Genomic DNA, 14,407 nt, shown 5'->3' with positions numbered 1-14,407 from the left:
TTCCTGTCAGGTTCCTTGTGCTCACACGATCGCCAGCAACGTGGCGATGAATACGCTGGTTGCGGAGAAGGTCATGGCGCGTGAGGACCAGGTGTTGAACCAGCGCGAGAAGCTCGCGAGGTCACGGTTGAGCTTGGTGTTCTGGCGGGTCCAGGACTGCTGGTCGAGGCGGAAGAAGACGTAGATCTTCACCAGGGCCCCGACGATCTGGTTGTAATAGAGGATCAAGGGGTAGGCCGGTCCGATCCGGTGCCCCGTAATGCTGAGCAGCAGGGTCAGGACGAAACGGGTGAGGCCGATCCACAGGAGGTACACCAGCAGGTAGGCGATGCTGTACTTCAGGCTGGCGATGATGGCCACGGCCAGACCCAGCAGGCAGGTCCACATCGACGCACGCTGGTCGGCCAGCACCACGGTGGTGAACCAGCCGAGGCGACGTGGGCCGAGCGCGAGGGCGCGGGAGTTCTGCCGCAGGTTGTTGCCGTACCAGCGGAACATCAGCTTGCGGCTGGCCTTGATGAAGCTCTTCTCCGGCGGGTGCTCGACGGTGTTGATGGCGGCATCCGGAACGTAGAAGGTGTCGTAGCCCAGGCGCATCAAGCTGTACCAACTGGACTTGTCGTCACCGGTGAGGAACTGGAAACGACCCAGACGCCAGTGGTCCAGGTGATCGCTTTCCACGTCGGCGATGAAGTCCGGATCGGTCACCACGCTGGCACGGAAGACCGACATCCGCCCGGTCATGGTCAGCACACGCTTGGAGAGTGCCATCGAGCACATGTTGAGGTGGCGCTGGGCGAACCGCAGCTTGTGCCACTCGCTCATGATGTAGCTGCCGCGTACCTCGCAGAACTCGTTGGTGGTCAGGCCGCCGACATTCGGGAAGAGCTTGAACCAGGGCACGGTCTTCTTCACAACGCCTTCGGCCAGCACCGTGTCGCCGTCGATCACCGCCACGACCGCGTTCGAGTCCGGCAGTTGCCGCGAAATGGCGCGGAAACCGTAGGCCAGGCCATCGCGCTTGCCGGTGCCGGGAATACGCACGAAGTCCAGCTTGACTCGCGGCGGCGGTGCGAGCTTCGTCCAGAGGTTCTTCACCAGCAGCTCATCGGACAGCTCGACGATGGAGCAGACAACAGTGGTCGGGTAGCCGCAGTCGATGGCTTCCTGGATCACCGAGCGGTAGACCATGGCGGTGGTCAGGGCCTCGATGCGGAAGCTCGTCACCATCAGGAATACGTGGGACGGGTCCGCTGCGTTGCCGAGTTTGGCCAGGCGCCGCTTGTACCAGGGGTAGACGAAGTAGAGGAACAGCGTGCCGCGCACGAAGTGCAGGGCGCCCATGGAGTAGCGCCAGATGCCCACAGCCCCGATCAGCAGCAGGAAGTGCTTCGAATCGGGGTCGAATACGGACTTCGGCAGTGCCAGTGCCAGCAGCATCAGTGCGAGGAGGTAGAACAGCCAGCCCGAGGCTTCGAGCAGGCCATGCTTGATCTTGTCCATAGAGTCGTCCTGGGATCGTTGCGGATGCCCCCTTCCCGAGGGAAGGGGGCAGGGCGCTCAGAACCTGTTTACGATCTCGCGAGCTAGAGAAGAACAAGGCGAAAATGGGTGAGGAAGCGGAATTTACGAGTGGTAAATGAGCATTACTCGCTCTGCTCGCCCTTCGGGCCGCGCTAAAGCGCGTTAGCCGCAAGCGGCTTTCCGAAGCCATTTTCAACGCAGTTATTCCGACGCGCAGCGGATCGCAAGCAGGTTCTTACCAGCAGATCCCCTCGGCGTTGCCTTGGGTGCCCTTGGGCATGAAGCCCACCAGGTCGATCACCTGCTTGCCGGCTGGAGCCTGTTGGGCCAGCGGGGCGAACAGCTCGTCACGGTTGCCCAGGACGATGATGTCGGCCTTGTCGACCACCGAGTCGAAGTTGCTGTCCAGCAACGAGGACACGTGGGGGATCTTCGACTCGATGTAGTCCTTGTTGGCGCCGTGGACGCGGGCGTACTCGACGTTGCGATCGTAGATGCTGAGGTCGAAACCCTTGCCGATCAGCATCTCGGCCAGCTCCACCAGGGGGCTTTCGCGCAGGTCATCGGTACCCGCCTTGAAGGACAGGCCGAGCAGAGCGACCTTGCGCTTGTCATGGCTGGAGATGATGTCGAAGGCTTTCTGTACCTGGCCGGCGTTGCTGCGCATCAGCGAGCCGATCAGCGGGGACTCCACGTCCAGCGAAGTGGCGCGGTAGTTCAGCGCACGCACGTCCTTGGGCAGGCAGGAACCGCCGAAGGCGAAGCCGGGACGCATGTAGTACTTGGACAGGTTGAGCTTGTTGTCCTGGCAGACCACGTCCATTACCTCGCGGCCATCGACGCCAACCGCCTTGGCGATGTTGCCGATCTCATTGGCGAAGGTGACCTTGGCCGCGTGCCATACGTTGCAGGTGTACTTGATCATTTCCGCCACTTCGATGTCCTTGCGGATGATCGGGGCGTCGAGCTCGCGGTACAGGGTTTCCAGGACGTCGCCAGCAGTCTTGTCCAGCTCGCCGATGACGGTCATGGGTGGGTAGTCGTAGTCCTTGATTGCGGTGCTCTCGCGCAGGAACTCGGGGTTCACCGCTACGCCGAAGTCCACGCCGGCCTTCTTGCCGGAGCAGTCTTCGATGATCGGGATCACCACGTTCTTCACGGTGCCCGGCAGCACGGTGCTGCGGACTACCACGGTGTGGCGATCGGCCTTGTCGCGCAGGGCGAAGCCGATCTCGCGGCAGACGCCCTCGATGTAGTCCAGCGACAGGTCGCCGTTCTTCTTGCTCGGGGTGCCGACGCAAATGAAGGAAACCTGGGTATCGCGAACGGCACCGGCGACATCGGTAGTTCCGCGCAGGCGGCCACTCTTCACGCCTTGCTGCAGAAGTTCTTCCAGACCCGGTTCGACAATGGGCGATTTGCCATTGTTGATCAGGTCGATCTTGGTCTGAGAAACGTCGACACCGACAACTTCATGACCACGAGCAGAGAGGCAGCCGGCGCACACTGCACCAACATAGCCCAAACCGAAGATGCTGATTCGCATCGTATTCACCTCGTCCTTTAAGCACGCTGTTTAATATGTGACGTTAGTGTCACTTCCGTTTGCACCTTTATGTCGCAGTTGCAACTTTAAAGTGCACAGGCATGAGTAATACCGGACGCCAAAGTTAGGGCGCCTGAACTGGGCATGTCGTATTGCTTGCCCGGGTAGAGTCCTGAGCTGATCGCCGCGCGGGCTCTGGCTCGTTGGTTTTGTCCAGTAGGTCGAGTTTGTTGCGCTTCTCCTTAACTAACTTATTTGGCTTTCGCCAGATAAAAACTACCCCTCGGCTCGCGCCGATAGTTTTCAAGGCAGTTTGAGATCACACCGAAATATGGTGTGAAGAATTAAGTCACGGGGGTATGAGTGTCCATCTTTTCGGATAGTTCCTACCGTTCGTCCCTGATTTTGCTTATTGCAGTTTTTTGACTGCGCCCCGTGTAAGGCTCGTGGCATTCTCAGAGTTGGCGCGCCCGGGAAAAGTTCCAATCATGCAGTTTGCAATTTATCGGTGATTGCATTTTGCAACTTGGCCACTATCGCGGGGCAACTTGGCCACTATCAAGAAAACAAGTTGGCCAGTATCAAAGGCAAACTTGTGCCACGCATATGATCTTGAAGTGATATTGAAATTGCGATGGCCATTGAATGGCAAGGCGCAGAGGTAGGGGTGCGCTGCGCACACCAACGGATCTTGCGCTGCGAGGGAATGGGAGTGGTGCGCATGGCGCACCCTACGAATGCGCGCGGCACAAAAGAAAACCCCGCCGGATGGCGGGGTTCGTGGGGTCAGTCCTGGGGCTGGTCTCGCAGGAACACCAGGCTGTCAGGCTTGGAGTGCTCCGCCGAGTAGCGGTAGCCCTGGTAGCTGAAGTCCTTCAGGCCGGCGGGGTCCTGCAGGCGCTCCTTGATCACGTAGCGGGCCATCAGGCCGCGGGCCTTCTTGGCGTAGAAGCTGATGATCTTGTACTGGCCGTTCTTCAGGTCCTTGAACTCGGTATCGATGATGCGGGCGTTCAGGGCCTTGCGCTTCACCGAGCTGAAGTACTCGTTGGAAGCGAGGTTGAGCAGGATGTCGTCACCCTGGGCTGCGAGGGCTTCATTCAGCCAGCCGCTGATGCGCTCACCCCAGAAGGCATAGAGGTCCTTGCCGCGGGCGTTGACCACCTTGGTGCCCATTTCCAGGCGATAGGGCTGCATCAGGTCCAGCGGCCTCAGCAGGCCATAGAGGCCGGAGAGCATACGCAGGTGCTGCTGGGCGAAGTCGAAGTCGGCCTCAACGAAGTCTTCGGCGTTGAGGCCGGTGTAGACGTCGCCCTTGAAGGCCAGCAAGGCCTGCTTGGCATTGCCTGGAGTGAAGTCCGGGTGCCAGCTGCCGTAGCGCGCGGCGTTGAGGCCGGCGAGCTTGTCGGACAGGTGCATCAGCTCGGCGATCTGCGCGGGACTGAGTTCGCGCAGTTGCTGGATCAGCTCCTGGGCGTGATCGAGGTACTCCGGCTGAGTGAAGCGCGAAGTGACCGGTGGGGTCTCGTAGTCCAGGGTCTTGGCGGGGGAAATCACCAACAGCATTGAATCGTCTCCTTCGGGAACGGGACGATTCTAGGGATTTGCGTCGGTTGGCTCCACCTATCCCGCCGATAGGCAGGTTGGATGCAGGCGCGGATTCGCCGCCAAGGTCAGAAAAATCGGGAAAATTCGGGGGAGGGGACTTTCGACTTTAACGGGCGCTTTCCTACACGCCAAGGGCTTTTTGTCTTGCTGTGAAAAAAGACTCGTACAGGCAAAAAAGTTCTTTTTTCTGTCATCCCGAATGGAGTATTAACAAATCAGACCGCCGAACCCTGCAGACAGGTGGCGGCCATCGGCCCTCACCTTGTTGGCACCTTCTCCCTACCGGTACGACCCGGAGCGGGGAGGTCGGCGGCCCTCCGCGGCGGAGCGCCTCCTTGGCATTCCGTCGCCTGGCCCTATAAGAAGGTGACCGAGTATGGATGACCACGGACGCTCCCGCCCTACCGCTCCAACCTTGTACGCGCTCGACACCAACGTCCTGATCCACGATCCCAACGCATTGTTCAATTTCCAGGAACACCACGTGGCCATTCCGATGACCGTGCTGGAGGAACTGGACAAGCTGAAGACTGGCAAGCAGGGTGTTGCCGCTGAATGCAGACAGGCCATCCGTAACATCGACAAGATCCTCAGCGGTGCCACCCCTGAGGAAGTGGAGCACGGAGTACCCATCCAGCGAGAGAAAAGCGGCCCCTGCGGCTTCCTCTCGATTCTCATGAGCAAACACGCAGCTCCCATCACCTGGCTGCCTGAAGACCTCAACGACAACAAGATCATCAACCAACTGGTGGAGCTGAAGAGCCGCAGGCCGGGCATGTCCGTGGTGCTGGTGACCAAGGACATCAACATGCGCCTGAAAGCGCGCGCCTGCGGGATCGACTCGGAGGACTACCACACCGACCAGTTGGTGGATGATGTCTCCCTGCTGTCCCGTGGCTACCACGACATGCCCGGGTCGTTCTGGGATCGCGTGAGCAAGGTGGAGACGCGCCAGGACCATGGACGTACCTGGCATCGTGTGCAGCTCACCGACAACCTGCCGGCAGTACACGTCAACGAGTTCATCGTCGACGAGCAGGGTTTCGTGGGCTGGATCAAGGGCATCAAGGCCGATGAGCTGCTGATCCTCGACCTGCATCAGGAACCGCTGTTACACCAGGAAGCCTGGGGCTTGCGTCCGCGCGACGTGTACCAGGCGCTGGCGCTCTACGCGCTGCTTGACCCGGATATCCATCTGGTCAACCTCAGCGGCGCGGCGGGTTCGGGCAAGACCATCCTGGCGCTGGCCGCTGCCATCGAGCAGACCATGGTCAGCAAGCGCTACCGGCGCATCATCGCCACCCGCAGCGTGCAGGGTCTGGACCAGGAAATTGGCTTCCTGCCCGGTACCGAGGCGGAGAAGATGGAGCCCTGGCTGGGTGCGATCACCGACAACCTCGAAGCCCTGCACATGGATGATGAGAACACCCATGGCAGCGTGGACTACATCCTCAGCAAGGTGCCACTGCAGTTCAAATCCCTGAACTACATCCGTGGCCGCAGCTTCCAGCAAAGCCTGATCATCATCGACGAGTGCCAGAACCTGACGCCGCACCAGATGAAAACCATCATCACTCGTGCGGGCACCGGGTCCAAGGTGATCTGCCTGGGCAACCTGGCGCAGATCGATACCCCTTACCTTTCCGCCCCCAGCTCGGGCCTGACCTACCTGACCGAACGCTTCAAGGACTTCCCCCACGGCGTGCACATCACCCTCCAGGGCGTGCCGCGTTCCGTGCTGGCCGAGTACGCCGAAGCTCATATGTGACCCTCGACTCCCGCCGGGCGGCAGCTGCCGCCCGGCGGGGATTTCTGTATACAATCTGTCTCCTGTCCAAGGAGACTTTTAGTGCTTACCCATCTCGATGCCCAGGGCCGCGCCAACATGGTCGACGTCACCGACAAGGCGGTGACCTCCCGTGAAGCGACGGCCGAAGCCCGTGTGCGCATGCGCCCGGAAACCCTCGCCATGATCCAGTCCGGCGGCCACCCCAAGGGCGACGTGTTCGCCGTGGCGCGCATTGCCGGCATCCAGGCGGCAAAAAAGACCTCCGATCTCATTCCACTGTGTCACCCATTGATGCTCACCAGCGTCAAGGTAGAGCTGGCAGCGGAAGGGGAAGACTGCGTGCGTATCGTCGCCCGCTGCAAACTGGCCGGGCAGACCGGCGTGGAAATGGAAGCGCTGACCGCCGCCAGCGTGGCCGCCCTGACGATCTACGACATGTGTAAGGCGGTCGATCGCGGCATGACCATTGAAAACGTACGCCTGCTGGAAAAGTTGGGCGGCAAGAGCGGCCATTACCAGGCCGGGGAGTAATGATGATTCGCGTGCAGTATTTCGCCCGTTACCGTGAAGCGCTCGGCATCGAAGGCGAGCAGCTCAACTGTGACCCGGCGTTCGCGAAACTGGATGATCTGCGCCAGCACTTGCTGGCCCGTGGCGGCGTCTGGGAAGTCCTCGCCGAACAGAACCTGATGTGCGCCCGCAACCAGGAGCTCTGCAGCCTGGACGAAGCCCTCAGCGACGGTGACGAGGTCGCCTTCTTCCCGACGGTCACCGGAGGCTGAGATGGCCATTCGCGTGCAGGAAACCGCCTTTGACCCCGGTGTTGAACTCAACGCGCTGCACGCGGCCAATGTTGGCATTGGCGCGGTGGTCGGCTTCGTCGGCTATGTGCGCGATTTCAATGATGGCCAGGATGTGGCTGGCATGTTCCTGGAGCACTATCCGGGCATGACCGAGAAAGCCCTGGAGAAAATCGCGGCCGAAGCCCGGGGACGCTGGCCGCTGCTCAATGTGGATATCCTCCACCGCATCGGCCGCCTGGAGCCGGGCGAGCCGATCGTCTTCGTCGGTACAGCCAGCGCCCATCGTCAGGCGGCGTTCGACGCCTGCAACTTCATCATGGACTTCCTCAAGACCCGCGCACCCTTCTGGAAGAAGGAAGACACCGCCGAAGGCCCGCGCTGGGTGGAAGGGCGGTGCAGCGACAAGGCCGCTGCCGAGCGCTGGAAATGATCCCGGCCGGGGCTGCTTTTCCTGTGAGGCGAATTTATTCGCGAAGGGCAGCGTAGCTGCCCACGGGGGGCTCCCAATGGCAGGCCTGCGGCCTGTTTGGCGAATGAATTCGCCCCTACAAGGTTCGAACAAGCCTGGCCTTTGCCGGGCTTTTTCATAGGTGATTGACGATATGTACATTTGAGTCCAGTATGGACTCACAAGTACAAGTTAGCGGCATCCACGATGATCCACAGCCAGCTACTCATTCCATTCCCATGCCGGCCAGCCCTGGCGGCGCCTTCTTCTGCCTCGAATATCCATTCCGAACCGGCTTGCCCTGCAATGTGGCGAGCCTCCATCCGTAATGCGGGAGTCGCACCATGAAGAAACTCGTTCTGCTGGGCAGCCTTGCCCTGAGCCTGCTGGCCTCCAGCGTTTTCGCTGCTGACAAGCCCTTGCGCATCGGCATCGAGGCGGCCTATCCACCTTTCGCCTTCAAGACCCCGGAAGGGCAGATCGCCGGCTTCGACTATGACATTGGCAATGCCATGTGCGAGGAAATGAAGGTGAAGTGCCAGTGGATCGAGCAGGAATTCGATGGCCTGATCCCTTCCCTGAAGGTGAAGAAGGTGGACGCGGTGCTGTCCTCCATGACCATCACCGATGAGCGCAAGAAGTCCGTCGACTTCACCGGCAAGTACTACTACAGCCCGGCGCGCCTGGTGATGAAGAAGGGCACCGCGGTCGACCCGGAATTCAAGAGCCTGGTGGGCAAGACCATCGGTACCCAGCGCTCTACCACCACCGATCGCTTCGCCACCGAGGTCCTGGAGCCCAAGGGCATCAAGATCGTGCGCTACAGCACCCAGAACGAGATCTACCTGGACGTGCTTTCCGGCCGCCTGGACGGTGTGCTGGCTGACGTCTTCCCGCTCAACGAAGGCTTCCTCAAGACCGATAACGGCAAGGGCTACGAGTTTGTTGGGCCGGTCCTGAACGATCCGAAGTACTTCGGCGAAGGCGCCGGGATCGCCGTGCGCAAGGGTGATAACGAGCTGCGCGAGAAGTTCAATGGCGCAATCAAGGCCCTGCGTGAGAATGGCAAGTACCAGGCGATCCAGGCCAAGTACTTCGATTTCGATATCTACGGCGATTGAGTCCTGCCGCTGTGAAAAGCCGCGCATCTGCGCGGCTTTTTTTATCTGGAAGAAAGCAGTCAGAGCGCTGCACGGGCTACCTCAGGACTGGGGTGAGGGTTGCCTCCGGTTGGCTCGGTGCCTGGCCATTTCGTGAATGAATTCGCTCCTACGGGGAGCTTCCACACGCCAACGAAAAAGGGAGCCCGAAGGCTCCCTTTTTCATTCAGCGTCCCATCCTCAGTGCAGGATCTGCCCGAGGAACAGCTTGGTCCGCTCGTTCTGCGGGTTGTCGAAGAACGCGTTGGGCTCGTTCTGTTCCACGATCTCGCCCTTGTCCATGAAGATCACCCGGTTGGCCACGGTGCGCGCGAAGCCCATCTCGTGGGTCACGCAAAGCATGGTCATGCCGTCATGGGCCAGGCCGATCATGGTGTCGAGCACTTCCTTCACCATCTCCGGGTCGAGCGCCGAGGTGGGCTCGTCGAACAGCATGATCTTCGGCTTCATGCACAGTGCACGAGCGATGGCAACGCGCTGTTGCTGGCCGCCGGAAAGCTGCCCTGGGAACTTGTGCGCCTGCTCCGGAATGCGCACGCGCTCCAGGTAATGCATGGCGACTTCCTCGGCCTGGCGCTTGGGCATCTTGCGAACCCACATGGGGGCCAGGGTGCAGTTCTGCAGCACGGTGAGGTGCGGGAACAGGTTGAAGTGCTGGAACACCATGCCCACTTCGCTGCGGATCGCCTCGATGTGCTTGAGGTCGTTGGTCAGCTCGGTGCCGTCGACGACGATGCGACCTTGCTGGTGCTCCTCCAGGCGGTTGATGCAGCGAATGGTGGTGGACTTGCCGGAACCGGACGGGCCGCAGAGGACGATACGCTCGCCCTGCTGCACGTCGAGGTTGATGTCCTTCAGGACGTGGAACTGGCCGTACCACTTGTTCACGCCCTGCAGTCGGATGATCGGCTCGCCGGCGGTTTTCTTGCTTGCTTCAGTCATGGAATGACTCCTAACGCTTGTGGCTGGTGTCCAGCTTGCGCTCCAGGCTCATGGAGTAGCGGGACATGCCGAAACAGAAGATCCAGAACACCAGGGCGGCGAAGACGTAGCCTTCGGTGGCCATACCCAGCCAGGCCGGGTCGGTGGTGGCTTGCTTGATGCTGTTGAGCAGGTCGAACAGGCCGATGATGATCACCAGGCTGGTGTCCTTGAACAGCGCGATGAAGGTGTTGACGATGCCGGGGATCACAAGTTTCAGGGCTTGCGGCAGGATCACCAGGCCCATCATCCGCCAGTAGCCCAGGCCCATGGCCGCAGCGGCTTCGTACTGGCCCTTGGGGATGGCTTGCAGGCCGCCACGCACCACCTCGGCGATGTATGCCGACTGGAACATGATCACGCCGATCAGCGCTCGCAGCAGCTTGTCGAAGGACAGGCCTTCAGGCAGGAACAGCGGCAGCATCACCGAAGACATGAACAGCACGGTGATCAGCGGCACGCCGCGCCAGAACTCGATGAAGGTCACGCAGATGACCTTGATCGCCGGCATGTTCGAACGCCGTCCCAGCGCCAGCAGGATGCCCAGCGGCAGTGCACCGACGATACCCACGGCAGCAATCACCAGGGTCAGCATCAGGCCGCCCCACTGGCTGGTGGAGACGGTGGACATACCGAGGAAGCCGCCATGCAGCAGCCAGTAGGCGACGAGCGGATAGATCACCAGGAATGCCAGTCCGTACTTGGCCTTCTGCTGGAAGCGCGGGATGAACAGCGGCGCAGCGCCGATGATCGCGATCCACACCGCCAGGTCCACGCGCCAGCGCAGGGCTTCGGGATAGAAGCCGTACATGAACTGCGAGAAACGCACCTTGATGAAGACCCAGCAGGCGCCTTCGCTGGTGCAGTCGGCACGGGTGGTGCCGCTCCAGTCGGCCTGGAGGAAAGCCCACTTGATCAGCGGCGGCAGGATCAGCCAGACCAGGTAGATGGCGAACAGGGTCAACAGAGTGTTGAACCAGTTGGAGAACAGGTTGGCGCGTAGCCAGCCCACTGCGCCGACGCTCATCCGGGGTGGCGGCTGGTCGGGCTTGAATACGTGTGTCGTCATGGTTCGGACCTCACCGCTCGACTAGCGCAATGCGCTTGTTGTACCAGTTCATCAGCAGGGAAATGCTGATGCTGATGGCCAGGTAGACGCTCATGGTGATCGTGATCACCTCGATCGCCTGGCCGGTCTGGTTCAGCACCGTACCGGCGAACAGCGAGACCATGTCCGGGTAGCCGATGCCGGCCGCCAGGGACGAGTTCTTGGTCAGGTTCAGGTACTGGCTGGTAAGCGGCGGGATGATCACGCGCAGGGCTTGCGGAATGATCACCAGGCGCAGGGTCTTGGCGGCGGGCAGGCCCAGGGATCGCGCGGCTTCGGTCTGGCCGTGGCTGACCGCCTGGATGCCGGAGCGCACGTTCTCGGCGATGAATGCCGCGGTGTACACGGTGAGCGCCAGGGTCAGGGCGATCAGTTCCGGAATCACCACCCAGCCGCCACGGAAGTTGAAGCCCTGCAGTACCGGCATGCTCCACTCGAAAGGCGCGCCGAACACCAGCGACACCAGGCCCGGAATCACTACCAGCAGTACCAGGGCAGTGAGCAGCACCGGGAAGCGCTGGCCCGTGGCCTCACGCCTGGCCTTGGCCCAGCGGGCAGTCCCGACGATCGCCGCCAGTACCAGTACCAGGCTGATCAGGAACGGCCAGAAGCCATCGGCGATGGTTGGCGCCGGCATGTACAGGCCGCGGTTGTTGAGGAAGAAATGCTCGCCGATGGCCATGCTCTGGCGCGGCCCCGGCATGGGCAGCATGACCGCGAAGTACCAGAAGAAGATCTGCAGCAGCGGCGGGATGTTGCGGAAGGTCTCGATGTAGACGGTCGCCAGCTTGCGCACCAGCCAGTTCGGCGACAGGCGCGCCACGCCCAGGATGAAGCCGAGGATGGTGGCGAAGATGATACCGATGACCGAAACCAGCAGCGTGTTAAGCAGACCGATGACGAAGACGCGGCCGTAGCTGTGGCTTTCGTTGTAGTCGATCAGGTGTTGGGAAATCCCGAAGCCGGCGCTTTGTTCGAGGAAATCGAAGCCGGACAGGATGCCGCGCTGTTGCAGGTTGTGCTGGGTGTTCTGGAACAGATACCAGCCCAGTGCCACGACTGCGACGACGGCGATGATCTGGAATAGCCACGCACGTGCCTTGGGATCGGTCCAGACCGAACCTTTCGGGGCACGCGGGGCGTTGGCAGGTTTTTGCATGACAGCCCTCTGGGAACCACTGGCCGACCGGATGGGGGACGGCGGCCAGGGTTCGCGTTGAAACGGAACTCAAACCCGGCAGCCACGTCATGTGGCCGCCGGGCGACGGTCAGCGCACCGGCGGTGCGTACTGCAGACCGCCCTTGTTCCACAGGGCGTTGAGACCACGCTCGATCTTCAGCTCGCTACCGGCACCGATATTGCGATCGAAGATTTCACTGTAGTTACCAACTTGCTTGACGATCTGCACCGCCCAGTCCTTCGGCAGTTTCAGGTCCTTGCCGAATTCGCCTTCAGTGCCCAGCAGACGAGCAATGTCGGGGTTCTTGGTGGACTTGGCCATTTCCTCGACGTTCTTCGAGTCGATGCCCAGTTCCTCGGCGTTCACCATGGCGAACAGGGACCAGCGCACGATGTCGAACCACTCCTCGTCACCCTGGCGTACGGCCGGGCCGAGGGGCTCCTTGGAGATGACTTCCGGCAGTACCACGTACTCGTCCGGGGCAGCCAGCTTGATGCGCTGTGCATAGAGCTGGGACTGGTCGGAGGTCAGCACGTCGCAACGACCGGACTCAAGCGACTTGGCGCTCTCGTCGGAAGTGTCGTAGGTGATGGGGGTGTACTTCAGGTTGTTCGCGCGGAAGTAGTCGGACAGGTTCAGCTCGGTGGTAGTACCGGCCTGGATGCAGACGGTGGCGCCATCGAGTTCCTTGGCGCTGGAAACGCCGAGCTTCTTGTTCACCAGGAAGCCTTGACCGTCGTAGTAGGTCACGCCGGTGAAGTTCAGGCCCATGGCTGCGTCACGGGAGCTGGTCCAGGTGCTGTTGCGCGAAAGGACGTCGACTTCGCCGGACTGCAGCGCGGTGAAACGTTCCTTGGCGGTCAGCGGGCTGAATTTGACCTTGCTGGCATCGCCGAACACGGCGGCGGCAACGGCACGGCAAACGTCAACGTCGATGCCTTTGTAGTTGCCCTTGCCATCGGCATACGAGAAGCCCGGGAGGCCGTCGCTGATGCCGCATTGTACGAAGCCTTTCTTCTTCACCGAGTCCAGGGTAGCGCCCGCCTGCGCGAAACCGCTGACACCGAGAACGGTTGCCGCGGTCAGCACGGCCAGGGTGGATTTCACCATCTTCATCAAAAACCTCCAGTTGCTTTTATTGGTGTTGGAGTCTCGGTCCCACCGCCGTACCCTCGTGAGGCAGGTTCAACCTTTCATGCACTGGAAAAGGTCAACCGGGGTGTCAGACCTAAGGAAGGAGTCTAGTTGGCGCTGCTCCGCTCGCCACCAGACCTTTCCTCGCCCATTGGTCAAATGGGCTGGAGACGGATTGCGCCACCCCCGCACCACGAATGGCACCAGGTGATCGCCTGCAAGGTAGCAACCTGAGTTGCTACCCAACCCGCTGCACGCCAGGGCAAGTGTTACCGAACCCGGGCGCAATATTCAGTCTGGAGCTCGTTAGCAAAGGACGTACCAGCCAGGTGCCAGTAGGCCTATTCCGATAGGTCAATAGGTAAAGTTTTAGCGGTGCGACATCTTTTTCAGTTATCAAACCACCCCTTCCAATGTCATCGCCCCACAACTGTGCAGATGCACCACAACGGAGCCACACATGAGCGACACACTGATCCTCGAGCCCCCACATCGTGCCGATGCCTGCATTATCTGGCTCCACGGCCTCGGCGCGGATCGCTATGACTTCCTGCCAGTGGCCGAGGCCCTGCAGGAAGTGTTGGGTACAACCCGCTTCGTGCTACCGCAGGCACCGACTCGCGCCGTGACCATCAATGGCGGTTGGGCCATGCCCTCCTGGTACGACATCCTTGCCATGAGTCCGGAGCGCGCCATCAACGAGGCCCAGCTGGAAGAGTCGGCGGAACAGGTCATGGCCCTGGCGCAGGCACAGGTCGACGGTGGCATCGAGCCGCGCCGCATCTTCCTGGCCGGATTCTCCCAGGGCGGCGCAGTCGTCCTGCACACGGCCTTTCTGCGCTGGCCGGATGAGCTGGGTGGTGTGCTGGCGCTTTCCACCTACGCACCGACCTTCAGCGATGAAATGACACTGTCGGATACAAAACGACAACTGCCAGTCCTTTGCTTGCATGGCACTTTCGACGATGTGGTGCTTCCCGCGATGGGGCGCTCCGCCCACGATCGCCTGGTGGCCGCCGGGGTCCCCGTGGAGTGGCGCGACTATCCAATGGCCCACGAAGTATTGCCGCAGCAGATCCGCGACATCGGCACCTGGCTGGTGGAACGGCTGCACAGCTGAACTGC

The 14,407-nt window shown here is 61.1% G+C and carries 13 protein-coding genes; 6 read left to right on the top strand and 7 right to left on the bottom strand.

The window, feature by feature from the left end; genetic code table 11:
• Positions 1 to 21: 21 nt before the first annotated feature.
• The 3 genes from alg8 to yaaA all read right to left on the bottom strand — a co-directional run bounded on the left by alg8 (position 22) and on the right by yaaA (position 4,636).
• The gene (gene alg8 / locus E8E75_RS16110; protein ID WP_120652762.1) at positions 22 to 1,503 is read right to left on the bottom strand and encodes a mannuronan synthase; all 1,482 of its coding nucleotides are present in this window, start codon (positions 1,501 to 1,503) and stop codon (positions 22 to 24) included.
• A 256-nt stretch (positions 1,504 to 1,759) separates the two neighbouring features.
• Positions 1,760 to 3,070 carry a GDP-mannose 6-dehydrogenase gene (gene algD, locus E8E75_RS16105; RefSeq protein WP_153922392.1) on the bottom strand — a complete coding sequence of 437 codons (1,311 nt, stop codon included), beginning with the start codon at positions 3,068 to 3,070 and terminating at the stop codon, positions 1,760 to 1,762.
• Positions 3,071 to 3,856: 786 nt separating this feature from the next.
• Positions 3,857 to 4,636, bottom strand: a complete 780-nt coding sequence (yaaA, locus tag E8E75_RS16100) for a peroxide stress protein YaaA (RefSeq protein WP_153922394.1) — start codon at positions 4,634 to 4,636, stop codon at positions 3,857 to 3,859.
• Between the two features lie 418 nt (positions 4,637 to 5,054).
• Here yaaA and E8E75_RS16095 point away from each other — a divergent pair, with 418 nt between their 5' ends.
• The 5 genes from E8E75_RS16095 to E8E75_RS16075 all read left to right on the top strand — a co-directional run bounded on the left by E8E75_RS16095 (position 5,055) and on the right by E8E75_RS16075 (position 8,839).
• Positions 5,055 to 6,446 (top strand): PhoH family protein, encoded by a 1,392-nt coding sequence (locus E8E75_RS16095; protein ID WP_120652759.1) that lies wholly within the window; start codon positions 5,055 to 5,057, stop codon positions 6,444 to 6,446.
• A gap of 81 nt (positions 6,447 to 6,527) precedes the next feature.
• Positions 6,528 to 6,998, top strand: coding sequence for a cyclic pyranopterin monophosphate synthase MoaC (gene moaC, locus E8E75_RS16090; protein WP_280359425.1), 471 nt, complete (start codon positions 6,528 to 6,530; stop codon positions 6,996 to 6,998).
• 2 nt (positions 6,999 to 7,000) lie between these two features.
• Positions 7,001 to 7,249 (top strand): MoaD/ThiS family protein, encoded by a 249-nt coding sequence (locus E8E75_RS16085; RefSeq protein ID WP_120652757.1) that lies wholly within the window; start codon positions 7,001 to 7,003, stop codon positions 7,247 to 7,249.
• A gap of 1 nt (position 7,250) precedes the next feature.
• Complete coding sequence (gene moaE, locus E8E75_RS16080; protein ID WP_120652756.1) at positions 7,251 to 7,700, top strand: molybdopterin synthase catalytic subunit MoaE; 450 nt, start codon at positions 7,251 to 7,253, stop codon at positions 7,698 to 7,700.
• A 362-nt stretch (positions 7,701 to 8,062) separates the two neighbouring features.
• Positions 8,063 to 8,839: an ABC transporter substrate-binding protein gene (locus E8E75_RS16075; protein WP_120652755.1), complete on the top strand. Its 777-nt coding sequence runs from the start codon at positions 8,063 to 8,065 to the stop codon at positions 8,837 to 8,839.
• Positions 8,840 to 9,058: 219 nt separating this feature from the next.
• On the opposite strand, the gene E8E75_RS16070 is transcribed toward E8E75_RS16075, so the two are convergent.
• The 4 genes from E8E75_RS16070 to E8E75_RS16055 all read right to left on the bottom strand — a co-directional run bounded on the left by E8E75_RS16070 (position 9,059) and on the right by E8E75_RS16055 (position 13,264).
• Positions 9,059 to 9,820 carry an amino acid ABC transporter ATP-binding protein gene (locus tag E8E75_RS16070; protein WP_077522538.1) on the bottom strand — a complete coding sequence of 254 codons (762 nt, stop codon included), beginning with the start codon at positions 9,818 to 9,820 and terminating at the stop codon, positions 9,059 to 9,061.
• Positions 9,821 to 9,830: 10 nt separating this feature from the next.
• Positions 9,831 to 10,928 (bottom strand): amino acid ABC transporter permease, encoded by a 1,098-nt coding sequence (locus E8E75_RS16065; RefSeq protein ID WP_120652754.1) that lies wholly within the window; start codon positions 10,926 to 10,928, stop codon positions 9,831 to 9,833.
• Positions 10,929 to 10,938: 10 nt separating this feature from the next.
• Positions 10,939 to 12,126, bottom strand: a complete 1,188-nt coding sequence (locus tag E8E75_RS16060) for an amino acid ABC transporter permease (protein WP_120652753.1) — start codon at positions 12,124 to 12,126, stop codon at positions 10,939 to 10,941.
• A gap of 109 nt (positions 12,127 to 12,235) precedes the next feature.
• Positions 12,236 to 13,264, bottom strand: a complete 1,029-nt coding sequence (locus tag E8E75_RS16055; protein WP_120652752.1) for an amino acid ABC transporter substrate-binding protein — start codon at positions 13,262 to 13,264, stop codon at positions 12,236 to 12,238.
• 478 nt (positions 13,265 to 13,742) lie between these two features.
• Here E8E75_RS16055 and E8E75_RS16050 point away from each other — a divergent pair, with 478 nt between their 5' ends.
• Positions 13,743 to 14,402, top strand: coding sequence for an alpha/beta fold hydrolase (locus E8E75_RS16050; RefSeq protein ID WP_120652751.1), 660 nt, complete (start codon positions 13,743 to 13,745; stop codon positions 14,400 to 14,402).
• The last annotated feature ends 5 nt before the right edge of the window (positions 14,403 to 14,407 follow it).

This window comes from Pseudomonas sp. BN606 (genome assembly GCF_029873115.1).
Taxonomy (GTDB): domain Bacteria; phylum Pseudomonadota; class Gammaproteobacteria; order Pseudomonadales; family Pseudomonadaceae; genus Metapseudomonas.
The sequence above is the reverse complement of the archived record's forward strand: the minus strand, read 5'-3'. Positions and strand labels throughout refer to the sequence as shown.

Bases quoted from the DNA above. Each gene is read 5' to 3' on its own strand.
- alg8 (WP_120652762.1), bottom strand. From the start codon at position 1,503: ATGGACAAGATCAAGCATGGCCTGCTCGAAGCCTCGGGCTGGCTGTTC.
- algD (WP_153922392.1), bottom strand. From the start codon at position 3,070: ATGCGAATCAGCATCTTCGGTTTGGGCTATGTTGGTGCAGTGTGCGCC.
- yaaA (WP_153922394.1), bottom strand. From the start codon at position 4,636: ATGCTGTTGGTGATTTCCCCCGCCAAGACCCTGGACTACGAGACCCCA.
- E8E75_RS16095 (WP_120652759.1), top strand. From the start codon at position 5,055: ATGGATGACCACGGACGCTCCCGCCCTACCGCTCCAACCTTGTACGCG.
- E8E75_RS16085 (WP_120652757.1), top strand. From the start codon at position 7,001: ATGATTCGCGTGCAGTATTTCGCCCGTTACCGTGAAGCGCTCGGCATC.
- moaE (WP_120652756.1), top strand. From the start codon at position 7,251: ATGGCCATTCGCGTGCAGGAAACCGCCTTTGACCCCGGTGTTGAACTC.
- E8E75_RS16075 (WP_120652755.1), top strand. From the start codon at position 8,063: ATGAAGAAACTCGTTCTGCTGGGCAGCCTTGCCCTGAGCCTGCTGGCC.
- E8E75_RS16070 (WP_077522538.1), bottom strand. From the start codon at position 9,820: ATGACTGAAGCAAGCAAGAAAACCGCCGGCGAGCCGATCATCCGACTG.
- E8E75_RS16065 (WP_120652754.1), bottom strand. From the start codon at position 10,928: ATGACGACACACGTATTCAAGCCCGACCAGCCGCCACCCCGGATGAGC.
- E8E75_RS16060 (WP_120652753.1), bottom strand. From the start codon at position 12,126: ATGCAAAAACCTGCCAACGCCCCGCGTGCCCCGAAAGGTTCGGTCTGG.
- E8E75_RS16055 (WP_120652752.1), bottom strand. From the start codon at position 13,264: ATGAAGATGGTGAAATCCACCCTGGCCGTGCTGACCGCGGCAACCGTT.
- E8E75_RS16050 (WP_120652751.1), top strand. From the start codon at position 13,743: ATGAGCGACACACTGATCCTCGAGCCCCCACATCGTGCCGATGCCTGC.